Here is a 15,439-nt window from a genome sequence, read left to right on the forward strand (position 1 = left end):
TCGCCACTCCTTCCGGCTCGGTTCCGGTCGCCGCGGCCGTCGAGGGTGACCGGACCCGGCTTGTGCTTCGATGTACGCGACGTATGTGACGTACGGGACCTGTACGCACGGCGGAGGCGGCCGGGTTGCACGGCAGTTCCGCAGACACCGGCGGGGGCACGGGCGGGGGGCATGACCGAGGAAGAGTTCGACGGGTTCTACGCCGCCGCGTTCCCCCGGCTGACCGGCCAGCTCTACGCCTTCACCGGGGATCACGGCGAGGCGCAGGACGTGGTCCAGGAGGCGTTCGTACGCGCCTGGGACCGGCGGCGGGAGTTCCTGGCCGAGGGGGCGCCGGAGGCGTGGATCCGTACGGTCGCGATGCGACTCGCGGTGAGCCGCTGGCGGCGGGCGCGGCGCTGGCTGGAGTTGGTGCGCCGTGATCCGCCGCCGCAGCACACGCCAGGACCGGGCCCGGAACGCACCGCGCTCGTGGGGGCGTTGCGGGAACTGCCCGAGGCGCAGCGAATGGCTGTCGTCCTGCACCATCTGTGCGACCTGAGTGTCGAGCAGGTAGCCTCCGAAACCGGTGCGCCCGTGGGGACGGTCAAGGCCCGGCTGTCCCGCGGCCGGGCGGCGCTGGCACGGCGGCTCGGCGAGGCCGACGAACTGGGTGAGAGGGAGGACGACCGTGTCCGATGAACTCACGCCCGGTGGACGAACCGGATCCGACGGACTCGACGGACCCGGGGGACCTGGCGAACGTGGCGGACGGGGTGCCCCCGGTGAGTCCCGCGACTCCGACCGCTCTGACCACTCAGACCGTTCTGACCACTTCGAAGGCTTCGACGGCTTCGACCGTGGCTCGGAACTGACCGTCGCCCTCCATGAACTGGCCCAGGACCACGAGACACCCGTACCCGTCCCCGGCGCGGAGATCCGCCACCGAGCGGTACGCCGCCGGCACCGCCGTCAGGTCTCGCTGGCCGCGGCCGGCGCCACCGCGGTAGGAACACTCGCCCTCGTCCTGACCGTGCTCCTCACCGGCGGCGAGGAGGCCCGCTCGACCCCGCCCGCCGCGACGTACAGCAGCCCCACGCCATCGCTCACCAGGACGCCCAGCCCGGTGAGCGTCGCCGCCACCGTCGACCTCACCCGGCGTGAACTGTCCGCCCAGGGCCGCACCCTGCCCATCTCCTCGGGCGCGGCCGGAACGCCCACACCGACAGGCCTGATGACGGTCACCGCCAAGTACGAGGCGGGGACGGTTCCCGGCGATTTGGCCGGCCTGAAGGAGTCCGAGGCGAAGGCGGCCTGGGTGCTGATGCTGCGCACCCCCGACGACCGTACGAACTACCTCGTCGCCCTCACCTGGGACGAGAAGGCACCCGGCAACTACGACCGCACCGGCGGCACGATCGGCCTGCGGGGCGCCGACGCGAAGTGGCTGTACGACCGGTTGCGGCCGGGCTCGGTGGTCGAGGTGGTGGGGACGTCGCCGGGGGAGCCACAGACACCGGCGGACCCGGGAGCGCGTGCCGCGAGGCCGACGGTGACGCCAACGGAGGTGCAGACCGCGAGGCCGACGCCATCGGGGGCGCCGCGGGCCGTGAGCGGCGGTACGGGGTCCTGACGGCGGGGAAGGCATGCGCGAGCGTGGCCAGGGTGACCGGCGCAGCCAACTGGTGCTGTTCACGGCGGACTTGGTGCTGCCGGTCACCCCCTGGCGGCACCGGCACCGGCACCGGCACCGGCACCGGCACCGGGGGACCTGCCGCTCAGCCCCGGGATCAGCACCGCCGCCACCGCCAGGTGCATCAGGGCGAGGGAGATCCGGGTACCGCCGTCCATGCCGTCGCCGATGAACGGCAGGAAGGACACAGCCAGTACGGCGCCGGCCACCCCGGTCCAGATGGCGCGGGCGCGCCGCACCCCGAACCGCTCCAGGGCGGCCAGCAGTCCCCAGCCGGAGAGCGACGCGAGCAGTGCGGCGAACGCCACGGGCACGGCGCCGATGTCGAGCGGCTGCTCGCCGTCGGCGATCCGCAGCCGGTGCCCCAGCAGTGGGTCCGCGACCAGCCACACCAGGACGGGGGCCAGGACGGCCAGGGCCGTAACCCCCAGGCGCCTTCTCCGCGCGCTCACTCGGCGCCCCCCGAGAGCGCCCCGTTCAGGAAGACCTCCACCAGCTCCCGCGGGGTCAGGTCGGGCTCGTCCTCCGTACGCGGCTGGGCGAAGAGCAGCCCGAAGAAGAGGGCGGCGATCTGCTCCGGCGGCCGGCGCAGGGCGGCCTTGTCGGGTTCAAGCAGCTCCGCGAGGGCCGCGCGGATACGGGTCGTCGACTCGTCGCGGCCCGCGCCGCGCACCGTGCCGGGGTGCTTGCCGCCGCGATGCCCCAGCGAACCGGCGATCGCGCCCATCCTGGACAGGTGCGCCTGCAGTGCCTCGGCCGCCTCCGCGAGCCGGTCGGGCAGCGGCTGGGACACGTCGATCGCGTCGAGCTCGCGGACCGCGTGCTCGGGGGAGAGCGCCTCGGCCACGCAGGCCTGCAGCAGCTCGTCCTTGTCGGCGAAGACCCGGAAGATCGTTCCCTCGCCGATGCCCGCGGCACGGGCGATCTTCGCGGTCGTCACCGCGGCGCCGTACTCGGCGATCAGCGGGATCGCGGTCTGGATGATCATCGCGCGGCGCTGCTCCGGCAGCATGCCGGGGGCGCGGCGGCGGGTGGTCTGGTTCTCCTTAGGTGCTGTCATGACCGCGAGAGTACGGAGTGAGTCCTCACTCCGTCAATGAGTGAGGACTCACTCCGCTCACTTTTCATCATCCCGAAGCTCGAACCAGACCCGTTTCCCCGTGGTTCGGAATCCATCGGCCCAGGTCACACCCCAGTCGTGGGCGAATCCGGCGAGGGGCAGGAAACCGCGGCCGCTCTCCGCCTGTCCGTCCGTGACCCTCGGGCGGGGGTCGGCGCCTGGGTCGGCGCCCGGATCATCGTCGTGCACGGAGACGAGTACGCGATCGTGCCGGATGACCGCTTCGAGGCGGACGGCGAGGGAGGTGGTGTGGAGGCCGACGTTCGTCACGATTTCGGACACCAACAGGCGGGCGGTTTCAGCGAGTTCGGGGTGGCCGGTGGTCTGGAGAAGCAGGGCGACCGTGTCTCGGCAGATCTTCGGGCTGGAGGGGGAGTTGGGGGTGCGGAGGCGGTAGGTCTGCGGGGCGCGTTGGGCGAGTGCGGTGGGGTCCATGTGGGGGCTCCCTCGTTGTTTCTTGCGGTACGGGGATGTTCGCGCTGCACACCGCCATGGCTCGGCCACGCCAACTGGTGTGGCTGCACTGCGGGTTTACTGGTGTGCTGTGCAAGTAAGACGGTAAGGCACATCTATGTGCCGTCTCATCTATGTGCCGAAAATGCACTCGTGCGAGTGGACCCGCCGTACGCGTGCGCGGCAGACTTGGAGCGCTCGATCAGGAAGAGGAACAGATGCCACCCAGGAGCAAACCCACCGCACGCCAGGCCCGGCTCGGCGCGGAGTTGCGCCAGCTCCGGGAGGCGGCAGGCATGCCGGCCCGCGAGGCGGGGGCGTTCCTCGGCGGCAACCAGGCGCAGATCAGCCATATCGAGTCAGGGCGTTGGGGCGTAAGCGCGGAACGCGTGCGGCGGTTGGCGACCTTGTACTCGGCCTCTGACGAGAAGTTGATCGAGGCGTTGTGTGCTATGGCGGAGGAGCGGGGCAAGGGGTGGTGGGAGGACTACCGGGATGTCCTGCGCCCTGGGTTTCTGGACCTCGCCGAGTTGGAGCAACACGCCACCTACTTGCGCAGTGTCCAGATCGTGAACGTGCCCGGAATCCTTCAGAGCGAGGAGTACGTACGGGCGATTCACAGCAGTTACGTCCCCGAGCTTCCCGCTGACGAGGTGGACGCACGTGTGGAGTTCCGGATGAAGCGGCGGAACATCTTCGAGCGTGCCGCCCCGACACCTTTCGTGGCTCTGGTGCACGAAGCGGCCTTGCGCATGCGGTACGGCGGCCGCAAGGTGGCGAAGGCGCAGTTGGAGTTCCTGTTGGAAGCGTCGGAGTGGCCGACGGTGACCGTGCGGGTCATCCCGTTCACCTGTGAGGACTTCATCGAGGCGGCCCATTCTCTGTTGTACGCGGGAGGAGTTGTGCCGCGGCTCGACACGGTTCACCTGGACAGTCCGGTGGGCGGCATCCCTATCACCGACACTGCCGGGCTCAAGAGGTTCGGTGGGATGCTGGACTTCGCCGAGGGCACGGCGCTGAGCGAACGTGAGTCCCGGCAGCTCATCCACCACATCGCACAGGAGCTGTGAGAGGTACCGGAATGTCGCCCCAGTGGCAGAAGTCGTCCTTCTCGGGAATCGACGCCGAGGACTGCGTCGAACTCGCCCATCACGATGGCCAGATCCTGATACGTGAGAGCGACACCGCGGACATCGTCATCACCGTCGCACCCGCCCGACTCCGTGCTTTGCTCGGGTCGCTGAAGCGCGAGGTGTAGATGCCCGTCAGGAGATGGCGATCAACTCCGACTCGATCAGGCCCCGTGCCTCCTGCCCGTAGACCGCTGACCGCTCAAGTACGGAGAACGCCTTCTCGTAGACGGCGATCTCGTCCTTTCCGGTGATGTTGAGGCCGGCGGAGAACGTCTCGACCTCGACCTGCGCTCTGTCAAAGATCGAGAATGAGTGCCCTGGGTACAGGGCGAGTTCAGCCCGCGTCGGAATGACACCCAGCTTGAGCCCTGGCAGATCGAGGGCCGCGAGGAGGTGCGCGAGCTGGCCTCGCATGGTCTCCGTGCCGCCGAGGTTTGTGCGCAGAGCCTGTTCTCCGAGCAGGGCGTGGTAGGTACGGCCACCCTGCCCGATGAATTGGGCGCGGGCCGTTCGTCGCGCCACGCCGGCCTCGACGTCGTCGGGGATCTGGTGGAAGTCGACGACTCGCCGGAAGACGGCTCGGGCGTAGTCGGTGGTCTGGAGGTTTCCCCAGACGATGTTGTCGCAGTAGTGGCGGGAGTGCCGGGTCCGGCGAACCAGTTCCAGGAACTCGTCCTGTACTGGACCGGTCCCTTCGTGGAGCAATTTGTTCCACTTGTCGTGCGGCTGCCTGGACTTCGTCATATAGGACATCCTCCCCAGCTCTGAGGGCTGACGGAACCTTAAGGCAGTGCAAGTATCTGCAAGTTCAGTGCGTGATCGGGAGGGTGGCGTGCAAGCTCGGAGCCGTAGGTCGTCGGACCACGAGCACGGAGGAAACCATGGCTCTGCACCTGCTGGGCAAGGACCCTGAATCGCCGGAGGGCAAGTCGCCGACGGTCTACTACGACGACGAAACCGACAACTATCTGGTCCAGGGCTGGAAAGTGTTGGACGACCAGCGGCTGTCGCAGCTCGACCTGCCGGATCACGAGACCGTTGTCGAGGTCCCCAAACGCATGATGCAGTTCTTCCCGGAGGTGAACGGTGACGGAGGAGCCCACGTTTGAGGAACTGTTCCGGCTGGCCAAGAGGTCTGCCGTGCATCTTGAGATGCGGGACGGCTACATGCGGTCGGACCCGGAGTACATCGCCTGGCGTGAGGGGGCGCGTGAAGTGTCCCGCTACCTGGACCAGGAGACCAGTTCCTGGCTCGCCCTGATGAGGGAGACCACCGGCCGAGGAGTCGTGGTGCGCCGGGCTCGGATCGTTTCCGAGCCGGTCACGGACTACATTCGATTCGAATATCACGTGACGGCTGGAAACGTTGAAGCGGGCGAGCAGGTTCGCTGGCTTCCTCGGCGGCGGGCTTCGGATCTCGCGCTCCCGGGGAACGACTTCTGGCTGTTCGACGACAGTCTCGTGGTGTTTCTGCACTTCACAGGGGATGGCGAGCTCTCACCTGAGGGTGATGAGGAGCGTACGACGGATCCAGCCGTGACTCGGCTGTGCTCGACGGCTTTCGAAGCGGTGTGGGAACGGGCTGTTCCGCATGAGGAATACCGGTTGTCCTGACTGGGTGTAACGGTGAGTACCTCAATTGACTGCTTCATCTTCCTCGGCCGTCCAGGAAGCCCGCAAGACTCTGGGTAAGCGGCTTCGAGAGATTCGCCAGGCGGCGGGGATTGAAACGGCACGGGCGCTGGCTGTCCGGGCCGGCTGGCACGAGTCCAAGTCCTCGCGTATCGAGAATGGTGTAACCCTCCCCTCGGATGCAGACATTCGCGTATGGGCCGAAGTGTGCGGTGCAGAGGATCAGATTTCAGAGCTGATCTCCACGGCTCGCGGCATAGAGGAGATGTATGTCGACTGGCGACGCCTGGAACGGGCGGGACTGAGGCATGTGCAGGAATCCGTCCTGCCGCTCTATGAGCGAACACATCGGTTCCGCTTCTATCAGTCGTGGGTCGTCCCCGGGCTGTTGCAGACGCCCGGGTACACCGGCGCGGTGCTGGCGACCGTCGCCTCGCTTCGAGAGGCTCCGGGGGACGTTGGTGACGCTGTGGCCGCGAGGATGGCGCGCCAGCATATTCTCCACTCCGCCGGCCGCCGGTTTGCATTTCTCGTCGAAGAGTGGGTACTTCGAACTGTCATCGGGAATGGCGAAATCATGGCGGCTCAGCTCGGTCGGCTCATTACCGTGGCTTCCTTGCCCTCGGTCAGTCTCGGCCTCATTCCGATGGGCGCTCCCCGTGGACGTGCCTGGTCAACCGAGTCCTTCTCGATCTTCGACGATGAACTGGTTGGTGTGGAACTGGTCAGCGCGCACCTCAACGTGCGCCAACCGGCGGGTATTTCTGAATATGCTCGGACATTCGCTGAACTAGCCGGCGTCGCGGTCTACGGAACCCAGGCAAGGAATCTGATCACGTCTGCCATCAACGCGCTCGAGTGAATCGGTGCAAGTGAGTAGAAGTTCGTTGAATACTCCCACGATCCAGCCCGACGCTGTGTGCATCGTCAGCAGTAACTGTCGTGGATCGAGGGGAGTCGGCATGGCCGTCACACCGAAGTCGGAACAAGGGCTGCCTGTCTGTGGGTGGCGTATGGATCCCATCCCGAGTCGACCGGCCTACAAGGGTGACGACGGCAGCGTTCGCATCCCCATCTGGCTGACGAAGAACGGTCGGCACATTGCGGACGTAGAAATGGTCCTACTGCCTTCCGAGGCGGAGCTTCTTGCTGACCGGCTGGCCAAGGCCATGGGTAGCAGCAGATCCATTCTGCACGAGCTGTTCCGGGAGAGCGCGACGGCTCTCGCGCCCGGTGTGGTGCTGGTACCGAAGGACGGCCCGAGCTGGACCTGAGTCCGCCCTCCCCGTCCAATTGCTCAGAGGCGAACCGCGCGTGGAACCGACCTGCCCCGCATCCCTGTTGAACGTATAGAGGGGCTGTCTGTCGCCACTCGGTTGGCCGCTGGTGGTGTGGCGGGTCGGGGCGGATCGAGCGCAAGCGGGCGGTGGTCCGCGCCGGTCGGTGGAACAGTGCGTGGAGCAGGGGTCGGTGGCCGGTCAGTGGGCGTGCGGCCTGAGCCGGTCCACCACGCGGCGGGCGGCTCCCGGGCGCGGTCGCGGGACCGCCGGACGCTCCCAGTCGCACGGTGGTGACGGGCGTCGGGGCGGGAGCGCGCCCTGTTCCTTCAGGGCGACGCTCAGTAGGCCCAGCAGGAGCTGGACGTCCGCGTCGCAGTCGAGGAGGACGGTGATCCAGGAGGCGCCGGGGCTGACCCTGACCGCGCCGGCGTGGAGGAGCTGGGGAAGCAGGCGTTCGACCGCCGTGCTCGTGAGGTAGAGGTCGGCGGAGTCGTCGGAGTGGAAATGGACGATCTCGTGTCCCGCCGAAGCGAAGGCTTGCCCGACGGTGCATCGGGCCGGGCCACTTACCAGGTTCGGCCACGTCTCCAGAAGAGCGATGGCGCGAGGGGCCGCGGTCATAATCCCATCCTCACTCACACTTCACCTGGAGTACTACCCCGAGCCACCCTCGACCACGCGGCCCGCAAGTCCGGTTTACCGCCCGGTCACTCGTCCAGGACTGCCGTGTTCCGGCCCGGCCGTCCACCGCCCCGGTCGTCCGGATCGCGTCCCGGACACCTTCGCCGAGGGCCGGGCGGCTCGAACGTGGACGTGTCAGTACCTGTTCGCGAACTATTCCGGGCGTGTGGTGTGGATTGGTGTTGGTTGCTGACCTTGGGGACTCGGCTGGCAAGTGACCGGCGCCGGGAGTCGGTTGCTGGCGCAGGGTCCTGCGGTTCAGCCAAGAACCGCAGGACTTGTGTGTGCCTGCCGGCGGTCGGCCGGGCCGCCGGGATCGATTACTGCCAATGAGGGCTGTTCGGCAACGATCGGGCGGAAAGTCCCTTTCGCTGAGGTTTTAGGAGTCCCGGTAGGGACGGTGACGCGGTAGGCGACGGTGACGTACCTGCCGTGAGGGTCGCGGCCGAACTGGTCCCAGGTGCCGAGCTGGTGCAGGGCCTCGGGCGTCACGTGTACGCCGGTCTCCTCGGCAAGCTCGCGGGCAGCCGCGTCACGGCTGGTCTCGCCGGGGTCGACGTGGCTGCCGGGGGAAGCGGGCAGGTTCGCTGCGAACAGGTTTGGGCGAGCGGTTGCCGCCGGGCAGGGCACGGGAAGGCACCGCCCGCGCGCGAAGCTCGGGGCGCTCGGGAAATTCCGCACTTGTCCCAAGACGTCAAGCATGTGCATGACTTGTCGTCAAGTCATGTTGCAAGAGTGGCCATTGTGTGGCGTGAAGCCAGCGTGATCCTTGACCTGCGAATAGGCCCACGGAGATGATCTGTCGCCTCCGAGTGACACGCCTCGGAGTCATGTGAGCTCACTCAGTCAGCCTAGGAGACACTTTGTGAGCCAAGAAGGTCATAGCTTCGGCAGCGCTCCTGTTCGCTGCCTTGGCAATGACGCCCAGCACGGCTAACGCCGCCCTGAACCAGTGCAACTCGAACAACATGTGTTTGTGGGGAAACAACGACTTCGCCTGGCTGATCGGCGAACGTGCGCACGGCAGCACCACGTTCACGAGCCTGACCGGCGAGAGGAACGACGAGATGGACTCGTGGGCCAACCTCTCCGCGACCTACGACGGCTGCATGACCGACAACGCCAACGGCGGCGGCGACAAGCAGGGCATGGCCAGGGCCAGCAACGACAACAACGTCTCGCCCTTGAACAGCGACGAGGTGTCCTCCTTCCGGACCAGGAACGGTTGCTAAATTGTCTGAGGCTGTGGATGCCGCGCTGATCCGGACCAGGGGGGTCTGCAAGGCCTACCGCTCCGAGGTGGAGACTGTGTGGGCCGCGCGGGATGTGGACTTCGTAGCACGACCGGGCGAATTCGTGTGCATCTACGGCGCCAGCGGTTCGGGCAAGTCGACGCTGCTCAATCTGCTGGCCGGCCTGGATCTCGCTGACACCGGCGAGATCCAGGTGGGCGGCGTCGAGGTGGGGGGCGCCGGTGAGAAGCAACGGGCGGAGCTCAGACTCCGCACCGTGGGCGTCGTGTTCCAGGATCACAACCTGATCCAGGAGTTCACGGCGGCGGAGAACGTCGCCCTGCCCCTGGAAGCACTCGGCCGACCGGCCGCACAAGCCCGCTCGGAGGCCCTGCGGCAACTTGCCCGGGTCGGTCTTCCCGGCCTTGAGGATCGGTTGCCCTGGCAGCTGTCGGGCGGACAGCGTCAGCGGGTCGGGGTGGCGCGCGCCCTGACGGGACAGCGCGCGGTGCTGTTGGCGGACGAGCCGACCGGCGCCCTGGATTCCGCGGCGACCCAGGAACTGTTCAAACTGATCCGTGCGCTGTGCGACGAGGGCGTACTCGCCGTCGTCTGCTCGCACGACACCCGGTGCCGGGAATTTGCCGACACCATCTACGAGGTCGTGGACGGCCGACTGGAGAAGCGTTCGTGAGTGCTGAAACCGGGGCGGCCCCGGCAGCGCAGCAACTGCGTCTGGTCTTCCGACTGGCACGGCGGCTGGCTCGCTCGCGCGCGCTGATCCGCTCCACCCTGACGGTCTTCGTCGCCGCGATCTTCGTCGTGGCGATGTTCATCGTGCTCAAGACGCTGTCCCTGTCCGGTGCGCAGGTCGCCGACCGGGACATGGGCCGCTTCGATGCGTCGGTGGGCTACGGCAGCGTTCAACTCCCTCCCGGGGACGACGCGTTCGTCCCCGAGCTGCGAGAGCGCCTGCAACAGGCGGGTATCACGGACGCGCTGGTCATGCTCAGCGCCTACGATGTCCAGCTCAACACCACGCCCGCACGCAACGTGACGATGTTCGAGGCCGACTGGAGCTCCGGCCCCTACCCGCGTCGCTACGACCTTCAGTCCGGGCGTTGGCCGAGCAGCCCGGGCGAGGTCGTCGTCACCGAGGCGCAGGATGTGCGGACCGCGCCGGGCAAGGTGCTGACCGTGCTGGGAGACGTTCACCTCAAGGTGGTCGGCACGGCCGACGACCGTAATGCCAGCACTACGAACCTGCTGGCGGCCCCGGGCACCTGGGCCGCGTTGGACGAGAACCTGGTCGATGGGTTCCCCATCCTGGCTACCCAGCCCGTCCTCCTGTGGTCAGGAGCCGAACCCAAGAGCGCAATCTCGGCGTTCAGCGTCGCAATCAGCAGCTGGGAGAAAGAACAGGACACAAAGGCGGAGGGCGCTGTCGCCGTCGCCGACACACTCTCTCTGCGGAAAGAAGGCAGCGGGGAGGGGTTCTGGATTGAGAAGACCCCGGCCGGTTACACGGTTCCGGCGTTCCTGGTGCCGCTGGGCGCCGTACTACTGGTGTTCGGGCTGAACGACCGGCGCTTTCGGCGCACTGTCGGCTCCCTGGTCTCCCTGGGCGTATCCCGCCGGTCGGCAGCGGCCGGACTCACCCTTGCCACGCTGGCGTGGTCCCTTGCCGCCGCGGCGGCAGGAGCCGCAGCGGGTCTGGCGGTGGGGGCAGTCGCCCGCCTGCTCGTCTCCCATCTGAGAGAGCGCCCGGCCGGTCCCATCGACGGACTCGCCGATCCCGCCCTGCGCCTGCTCACCCTGACCGTGCTCACCTCCCTGGTCGCCGGGGTGGCACTGGCGCGCACCGACCGCCGCGACGCCACGCCAGTTTCCCGGGGCGACGCCAACCACTCCGGCGCCGAAACGGCCGGCGGCAAAACGGCTCGTCGTGTCCGGGACACCCGGCAGGTACTGGCGGTCGTCGCCTGGTGCGCCACAGCGGTCTACGCCGTCCGCGTCGATTCACCAGCCATGGCCATGACCCTGACCGGCATAGTGACCGTCGCCGTGCTGCTGGTCATCCCCGAGGCGTTCGCACTGACGCTCAGGTTCATCCCCGAGCGAGGACCACGTTCGCGGCTCGCCCGGCGGCAACTGGCGGCCGACTCGCGCCGTGCCTGCGCCTCCCTCGCCGTACTCACGGTGCTCTTCGGCGCTTCCCTGGGATTTCTCGCGCTGCTGGACACCTTGCTGCGCACGGCCGACACGCAGCGGCACCCCGACGTCCTGCCCGGCCAAGTCCTGCTGGCCGACAGCAGCAGCGACCGCTTCGCCCCCACCAAGTCCGTGGTGCGGGCCGCAGAGGCCACCAAGCTCCTCGACGGCCACCCCCGCTTCGAGATCAGTCCCGTCTACACCGTGGACGGCGACGACGTCATCCGTTCGGCCACCCGGCCGAACAGTGCCACCCTCTTCCTGACCGTGAAATCCCCTGCCGACGCCGAGCACCTGCTCGGACACGACCTCGACCGCGATCAGCTCGCCACTCTGACCGATGGGGGCCTGCTCGTCTGGTCCGACGCACCGGGCGCCCCGGAAGGCACCTCCGCACGTACCCGGCTCGTCGTGCACCAGGACGACAAGATCCTTGGCCGCACCCCCGAACTCCCGACGGTTTCGGTGGACGCCGCGCCGACCCACTGGCGAGCCGGCAGCGACGGCATCATGCTCCGCTCCACCGCGAACGACCTTCGGCTGCCGCTGCCCCCACAGGGGCCAGTCATGATCACCGGCATTGCCGACACCGAGGCCGAAGCTGTTCAGAAGGCGCTTGTCGCCGCCGGGCACGACGGACGCGCGGTACGGATCTACGTGCCCCCCGAGCCGGCCGTTGCTCCAGCGGCGCTGCTCGCCACCGCGGTCGCACTGGTACTCCTCGTCCTGGCCACGGTCCTGACAGCCGTCCGCGGCCAGATCCGCACCCTGCGCGGCTACTTGGCCGGGCTCTCCGCGCTCGGGCTGCCGCCCTCTTGGGCGCGGCGCATTCTGCTCTACCAGCAGGCAGCCCTCATCGCGGTCAGTACGCTGCTCGGTCTGGTCATCGCCCTGGTGCCCACGGTGATCATCTCCACCCGGATCTCCGGTTTCGTCCTGAGCATCCCCTGGGCGCAGTTGGCCACCCTGCTCGCCGCGATCTACCTCGCTGCCCTGTTGGCCGCCACACGTTCGCTCCTGCGTCTCCGCACCCAGGGAGAAGGGTGATGCCCGGGTGACCCGGACGCCCCGTCACTCGTCGGCGAAGCGGAACAGGTTGAAGCGGTAGGCCTCGATGTCGCGGCGGCGGAGTGTGGTCATGGCGCGCAGCAGGACGCGGAAGGGGACGGGGAGCCGGCGGGCGACCGGGGCGGGCAGCTGGGCGAGGGTGCGGGAGTCGGTCAGCCGGAGGCCGGGCTGCCAGTGCTCGACGGCTTTGGGGTCGTCGCACCGCCAGTGCATACGGGCCGCCATTCCGGCGAGTACGTCATGGCTGTCCTGGCTGTCGATCATCCGGGCGGACGCGGTCTCCAGGGCGAGGTGCGCCCCGGGCAACCGCTCGCCGACCAGCTGGAACACCGAGCGGACCAGCTCCTCCTCCAGATAGAGCAGCACCGCCTCGGCGGCCAGGAAGTACGGCCCGGGGCTCTTCCGTACCTCGTCCGGCCAGCCGGGGTCGGTGACGGAGGCGGCGATCATGCGCCGGCGCCCGGTGTCCTCGAAGAAGCTCCGCCGCAGGTCGATCACGTCGGGGAGGTCGAGGTCGAACCAGTGGACCGTGCCGTTGTCCAGGCGCTCGAAGCGGGTGTTGAGGCCGGTGCCGAGTTCCACGACCGTGCCCGACGGGTGCCGCTCCATGAAGTCGCTCACCCACTGGTCGAAGATCAGGGTGCGCAGACTCGCCCCGAGCAGGCTCTTCGCGCCGTCGAAGCGGGAGAAGTCGTAGTCCAGCGCGTCGACCATCTCCACGGCACGCGGGTCGTTGAGCATGCCGCGCCGTTTACGGGTCTCGACCGCCCGGCCGTAGAGGGGGATGAGCAACGTCTCCTGGATGTCACCGAGTTGGGGCGTGCGCTTGTCCACCGGACAACTCTCCTCACCGGTCGATAGGGGCGATAGGGGGTCGGGGCCTTAGACGTCCAGCCTCTCGGACTTCCGCACGGCCGCCGCGAGCCGTTCGACGACGGGGGCGAAACCGGCGTAGCTGAACCGCTCCTCCATCGACCACGGCGTGGTCTGCCCGGCCTTGACGGCGGGCAGTTGACGCCACGTGGGCTTCCTGCCGAGGTCCTTGAGGGAGAGTGCGTGGGAGCGGTTGTCGACCATGATCAGGTCGGCGTGGTACTTGTCGGCGTTCTCCCAGCTGAGGAACTCCCAGAAGCCCCACTCGTCGGACTTCTTCCCCTCGACGAACTCCACGCCGAGGTCCTTGAAGTAGTTGAGATCGCTGTACGAGTCGGGGACGCCCACATACATCTGCTCGTCGTCGCCCGTCATCGCCATGACCTTCAGCCCGCCGCTCGCCTCGGCGGCCTTGCGCAGGGTCTCGGCGGCCTTCTCGAAGCGGGCCTTCGCGTCGGTGACCTTCTTGGCGGAGAGATCCGCGCCGAGGGCCTCGGCGAGTGCGGCGGTCCGCCGGAGGGGGGTGGTGAGCGGGGCCCGGGCGACGCTGATCCCGACGGAGGGAGCGAGGGGGTCGATCTTCTTCCAGCTCTCCGCGGGGACGAACCAGAGGTCGGGTCCCGGGAACATGTTGCTGATCAGCAGGTCGGGCTTGAGCGCCGCGTACTTCTCGATGTTGAACTGGCCCCACGCCGTGCCGAGGCTGGTCAGCTTCGACACGTCCATGTCGCCGGCCTGCGGATTGGGTTTGCCCCCGACCGGGTCGGTGGGCCCGAAGACGCCCTTGCACTCGATGCCGTAGTCGTAGAGCGCCGCGGCCGTACTGACGAAGGCGACGAGCGTCTCCGGTTTCCCGTCCGTCCTGACGGTCTTCCCGCGGTCGTCCTTGAACGACCAGGCGCCGTCGCCGCTCTCGCCGCTCTCGTCGTCCCCGGCCGTCCGCGCGGACCCGCCGTCGCCGTCACCGCAGGCGGCCAGGAGAGGGCTGAGGGCGAGCGCGCCGCCGGCCGCCAGCAGCCGCCGTCGGGAGACACCGGCCCGGGCGGAGGAGGAGAGAGCAGGGTTCATTAGGGCAGGCTAACCTAACCATCCCCATCGTCGACAGCCCTTGTCGACTGCCGACAGCCCCTGCCCACTGTCGACAGTCCCTGACAGCCGGAGCCGGGTCACAGCACCGGGTCACCGGGTCAGTAGATCCCGTACGGCCTTGACGACCTCGTCGGGAGCCTCCTCCGCCATGAAGTGGCCGCAGGAGACGGTGATGTGCCGCAGGTCGGGTGCCCACGCGGACCACAGCGCGGCGGCGTCGAAACCGAGGGCGGCGCCCCAGTCCTGCTGGAGGACGGTCACCGGCATCCGCAGCCGGCGGCCGGCCTCGCGGTCGGCCCGGTCGTGCGCGAGGTCGATGCCGGCGGAGGCCCGGTAGTCGGCCACGATGGACGGGACGGCCGCGCGGGACGCCGCGAGGTAGGCGGCGCGGATCTCGGGCGGTACGGCCGCCGGGTCGCGCGTCCAGATGTCGAGGAAGTGGCCGAAGAACGCGTCCGCGCTCGCCTCGATCATCCGTTCCGGCAGGCCGGGCGGCTGGGCCATCAGGTAGAGGTGGAAGCCGACCGCGGCCGACGTTCCGCGCATCACGTCCCACATGTCCAGGGTCGGCAGGACGTCCAGCGAGGCGAGGTGGGTGACCTTGTCCGGGTGGTCGAGGCCCGCCCGGATCGCGACCAGCGCGCCCCGGTCGTGCCCCGCGACCGCGAACCGCTCGTGGCCGAGTTCCCTGACCAGGGCGACGATGTCGGCGGCCATCGTGCGCTTCGAGTACGTCGTCCCGTCGGTGTCGGCGGGCTTGTCGCTGGCTCCGTAACCGCGCAGGTCGGGGCAGATGACGGTGTGCTCGGCCGCGAGGGCGGGGGCGACGTGGCGCCACATCAGGTGGGTCTGCGGGAAGCCGTGCAGGAGGACGAGCGGGGGGCCGGAGCCGCCGACGGCGGCGTTCAGGGTGATGCCGTTTGTGGGGACGTGCTGCTGGGTGAAGCCGGGGATGGTGGGTGTCATGGGGGGCCTTTCGGGTTGTTCGTAGACCG

Annotated in this window: 19 protein-coding genes and 1 pseudogene; 11 read left to right on the forward strand and 9 right to left on the reverse strand. The window is 68.4% G+C overall.

The window, feature by feature from the left end; all coding sequences use genetic code 11:
* Window positions 1-171 precede the first annotated feature (171 nt).
* Window positions 172-681 (forward strand): SigE family RNA polymerase sigma factor, encoded by a 510-nt coding sequence (locus tag AB0I18_RS11110; protein ID WP_363105130.1) that lies wholly within the window; start codon window positions 172-174, stop codon window positions 679-681.
* Window positions 671-1,612 (forward strand): L,D-transpeptidase, encoded by a 942-nt coding sequence (locus tag AB0I18_RS11115; protein WP_363105131.1) that lies wholly within the window; start codon window positions 671-673, stop codon window positions 1,610-1,612. Before AB0I18_RS11110 ends, AB0I18_RS11115 begins: the two co-directional genes overlap by 11 nt.
* 83 nt (window positions 1,613-1,695) lie before the next feature.
* Here AB0I18_RS11115 and AB0I18_RS11120 read toward each other — a convergent pair whose 3' ends face one another.
* Genes AB0I18_RS11120 through AB0I18_RS11130 form a run of 3 tightly spaced genes read right to left on the reverse strand, consistent with a single transcriptional unit; the run spans window position 1,696 to window position 3,227 of the window.
* The gene (locus AB0I18_RS11120) at window positions 1,696-2,124 is read right to left on the reverse strand and encodes a DUF6069 family protein (protein WP_363105132.1); all 429 of its coding nucleotides are present in this window, start codon (window positions 2,122-2,124) and stop codon (window positions 1,696-1,698) included.
* On the reverse strand, window positions 2,121-2,732 hold the full coding sequence (locus tag AB0I18_RS11125; RefSeq protein WP_363105133.1) for a TetR/AcrR family transcriptional regulator: 612 nt from the start codon (window positions 2,730-2,732) through the stop codon (window positions 2,121-2,123). The genes AB0I18_RS11120 and AB0I18_RS11125 overlap by 4 nt, the downstream gene beginning before the upstream one ends.
* A gap of 57 nt (window positions 2,733-2,789) precedes the next feature.
* Entirely contained in the window at window positions 2,790-3,227 is a 438-nt protein-coding gene (locus tag AB0I18_RS11130; RefSeq protein ID WP_363105134.1) for an ATP-binding protein, read from the reverse strand.
* Window positions 3,228-3,463: 236 nt separating this feature from the next.
* On the opposite strand from AB0I18_RS11130, the gene AB0I18_RS11135 reads away from it, so the two are divergent.
* Entirely contained in the window at window positions 3,464-4,315 is an 852-nt protein-coding gene (locus AB0I18_RS11135) for a helix-turn-helix transcriptional regulator (protein WP_363105135.1), read from the forward strand.
* Between the two features lie 11 nt (window positions 4,316-4,326).
* A complete protein-coding gene (locus tag AB0I18_RS11140) occupies window positions 4,327-4,503 on the forward strand; it encodes a DUF397 domain-containing protein (protein ID WP_363105136.1) in 177 nt (58 codons plus the stop codon).
* 7 nt (window positions 4,504-4,510) lie between these two features.
* On the opposite strand, the gene AB0I18_RS11145 is transcribed toward AB0I18_RS11140, so the two are convergent.
* Window positions 4,511-5,122, reverse strand: coding sequence for a DUF5753 domain-containing protein (locus AB0I18_RS11145; protein WP_363105137.1), 612 nt, complete (start codon window positions 5,120-5,122; stop codon window positions 4,511-4,513).
* Window positions 5,123-5,259: 137 nt separating this feature from the next.
* On the opposite strand from AB0I18_RS11145, the gene AB0I18_RS11150 reads away from it, so the two are divergent.
* The 4 genes from AB0I18_RS11150 (at window position 5,260) to AB0I18_RS11165 (ending at window position 7,284) form a co-directional block, all read left to right on the forward strand.
* Window positions 5,260-5,487 carry a hypothetical protein gene (locus tag AB0I18_RS11150; RefSeq protein WP_363105138.1) on the forward strand — a complete coding sequence of 76 codons (228 nt, stop codon included), beginning with the start codon at window positions 5,260-5,262 and terminating at the stop codon, window positions 5,485-5,487.
* Window positions 5,465-5,992, forward strand: a complete 528-nt coding sequence (locus tag AB0I18_RS11155; RefSeq protein ID WP_363105139.1) for a DUF6879 family protein — start codon at window positions 5,465-5,467, stop codon at window positions 5,990-5,992. The genes AB0I18_RS11150 and AB0I18_RS11155 overlap by 23 nt, the downstream gene beginning before the upstream one ends.
* Window positions 5,993-6,017: 25 nt before the next feature.
* On the forward strand, window positions 6,018-6,872 hold the full coding sequence (locus AB0I18_RS11160) for a helix-turn-helix transcriptional regulator (RefSeq protein WP_363105140.1): 855 nt from the start codon (window positions 6,018-6,020) through the stop codon (window positions 6,870-6,872).
* Between the two features lie 100 nt (window positions 6,873-6,972).
* Window positions 6,973-7,284 carry a hypothetical protein gene (locus AB0I18_RS11165; protein ID WP_363105141.1) on the forward strand — a complete coding sequence of 104 codons (312 nt, stop codon included), beginning with the start codon at window positions 6,973-6,975 and terminating at the stop codon, window positions 7,282-7,284.
* A 204-nt stretch (window positions 7,285-7,488) separates the two neighbouring features.
* On the opposite strand, the gene AB0I18_RS11170 is transcribed toward AB0I18_RS11165, so the two are convergent.
* Together AB0I18_RS11170 and AB0I18_RS11175 are read right to left on the reverse strand one after the other, a co-directional pair.
* Window positions 7,489-7,911 (reverse strand): luciferase family protein, encoded by a 423-nt coding sequence (locus AB0I18_RS11170; RefSeq protein WP_363105142.1) that lies wholly within the window; start codon window positions 7,909-7,911, stop codon window positions 7,489-7,491.
* A gap of 444 nt (window positions 7,912-8,355) precedes the next feature.
* Window positions 8,356-8,547: pseudogene (locus tag AB0I18_RS11175) on the reverse strand (NUDIX domain-containing protein); the annotation flags it as partial.
* A 341-nt stretch (window positions 8,548-8,888) separates the two neighbouring features.
* Here AB0I18_RS11175 and AB0I18_RS11180 point away from each other — a divergent pair.
* From AB0I18_RS11180 to AB0I18_RS11190, 3 genes are read left to right on the forward strand one after another with little or no spacing between them, the layout of a single operon-like run.
* Window positions 8,889-9,203, forward strand: a complete 315-nt coding sequence (locus tag AB0I18_RS11180; protein ID WP_363105143.1) for a peptidase inhibitor family I36 protein — start codon at window positions 8,889-8,891, stop codon at window positions 9,201-9,203.
* A 1-nt stretch (window position 9,204) separates the two neighbouring features.
* Window positions 9,205-9,897, forward strand: coding sequence for an ATP-binding cassette domain-containing protein (locus AB0I18_RS11185; RefSeq protein ID WP_363105144.1), 693 nt, complete (start codon window positions 9,205-9,207; stop codon window positions 9,895-9,897).
* Complete coding sequence (locus AB0I18_RS11190) at window positions 9,894-12,461, forward strand: hypothetical protein (protein ID WP_363105145.1); 2,568 nt, start codon at window positions 9,894-9,896, stop codon at window positions 12,459-12,461. Before AB0I18_RS11185 ends, AB0I18_RS11190 begins: the two co-directional genes overlap by 4 nt.
* A 24-nt stretch (window positions 12,462-12,485) precedes the next feature.
* Here AB0I18_RS11190 and AB0I18_RS11195 read toward each other — a convergent pair whose 3' ends face one another.
* From AB0I18_RS11195 to AB0I18_RS11205, 3 genes are all read right to left on the reverse strand, one after another.
* The gene (locus tag AB0I18_RS11195; protein WP_363105146.1) at window positions 12,486-13,316 is read right to left on the reverse strand and encodes a class I SAM-dependent methyltransferase; all 831 of its coding nucleotides are present in this window, start codon (window positions 13,314-13,316) and stop codon (window positions 12,486-12,488) included.
* 48 nt (window positions 13,317-13,364) lie between these two features.
* Window positions 13,365-14,423, reverse strand: coding sequence for an ABC transporter substrate-binding protein (locus AB0I18_RS11200; RefSeq protein ID WP_363105147.1), 1,059 nt, complete (start codon window positions 14,421-14,423; stop codon window positions 13,365-13,367).
* Between the two features lie 111 nt (window positions 14,424-14,534).
* Complete coding sequence (locus AB0I18_RS11205; protein ID WP_363105148.1) at window positions 14,535-15,410, reverse strand: alpha/beta hydrolase; 876 nt, start codon at window positions 15,408-15,410, stop codon at window positions 14,535-14,537.
* Window positions 15,411-15,439 lie beyond the last annotated feature (29 nt).

The organism is Streptomyces sp. NPDC050704 (genome assembly GCF_040654355.1).
Taxonomy (GTDB): Bacteria; Actinomycetota; Actinomycetes; order Streptomycetales; family Streptomycetaceae; genus Streptomyces.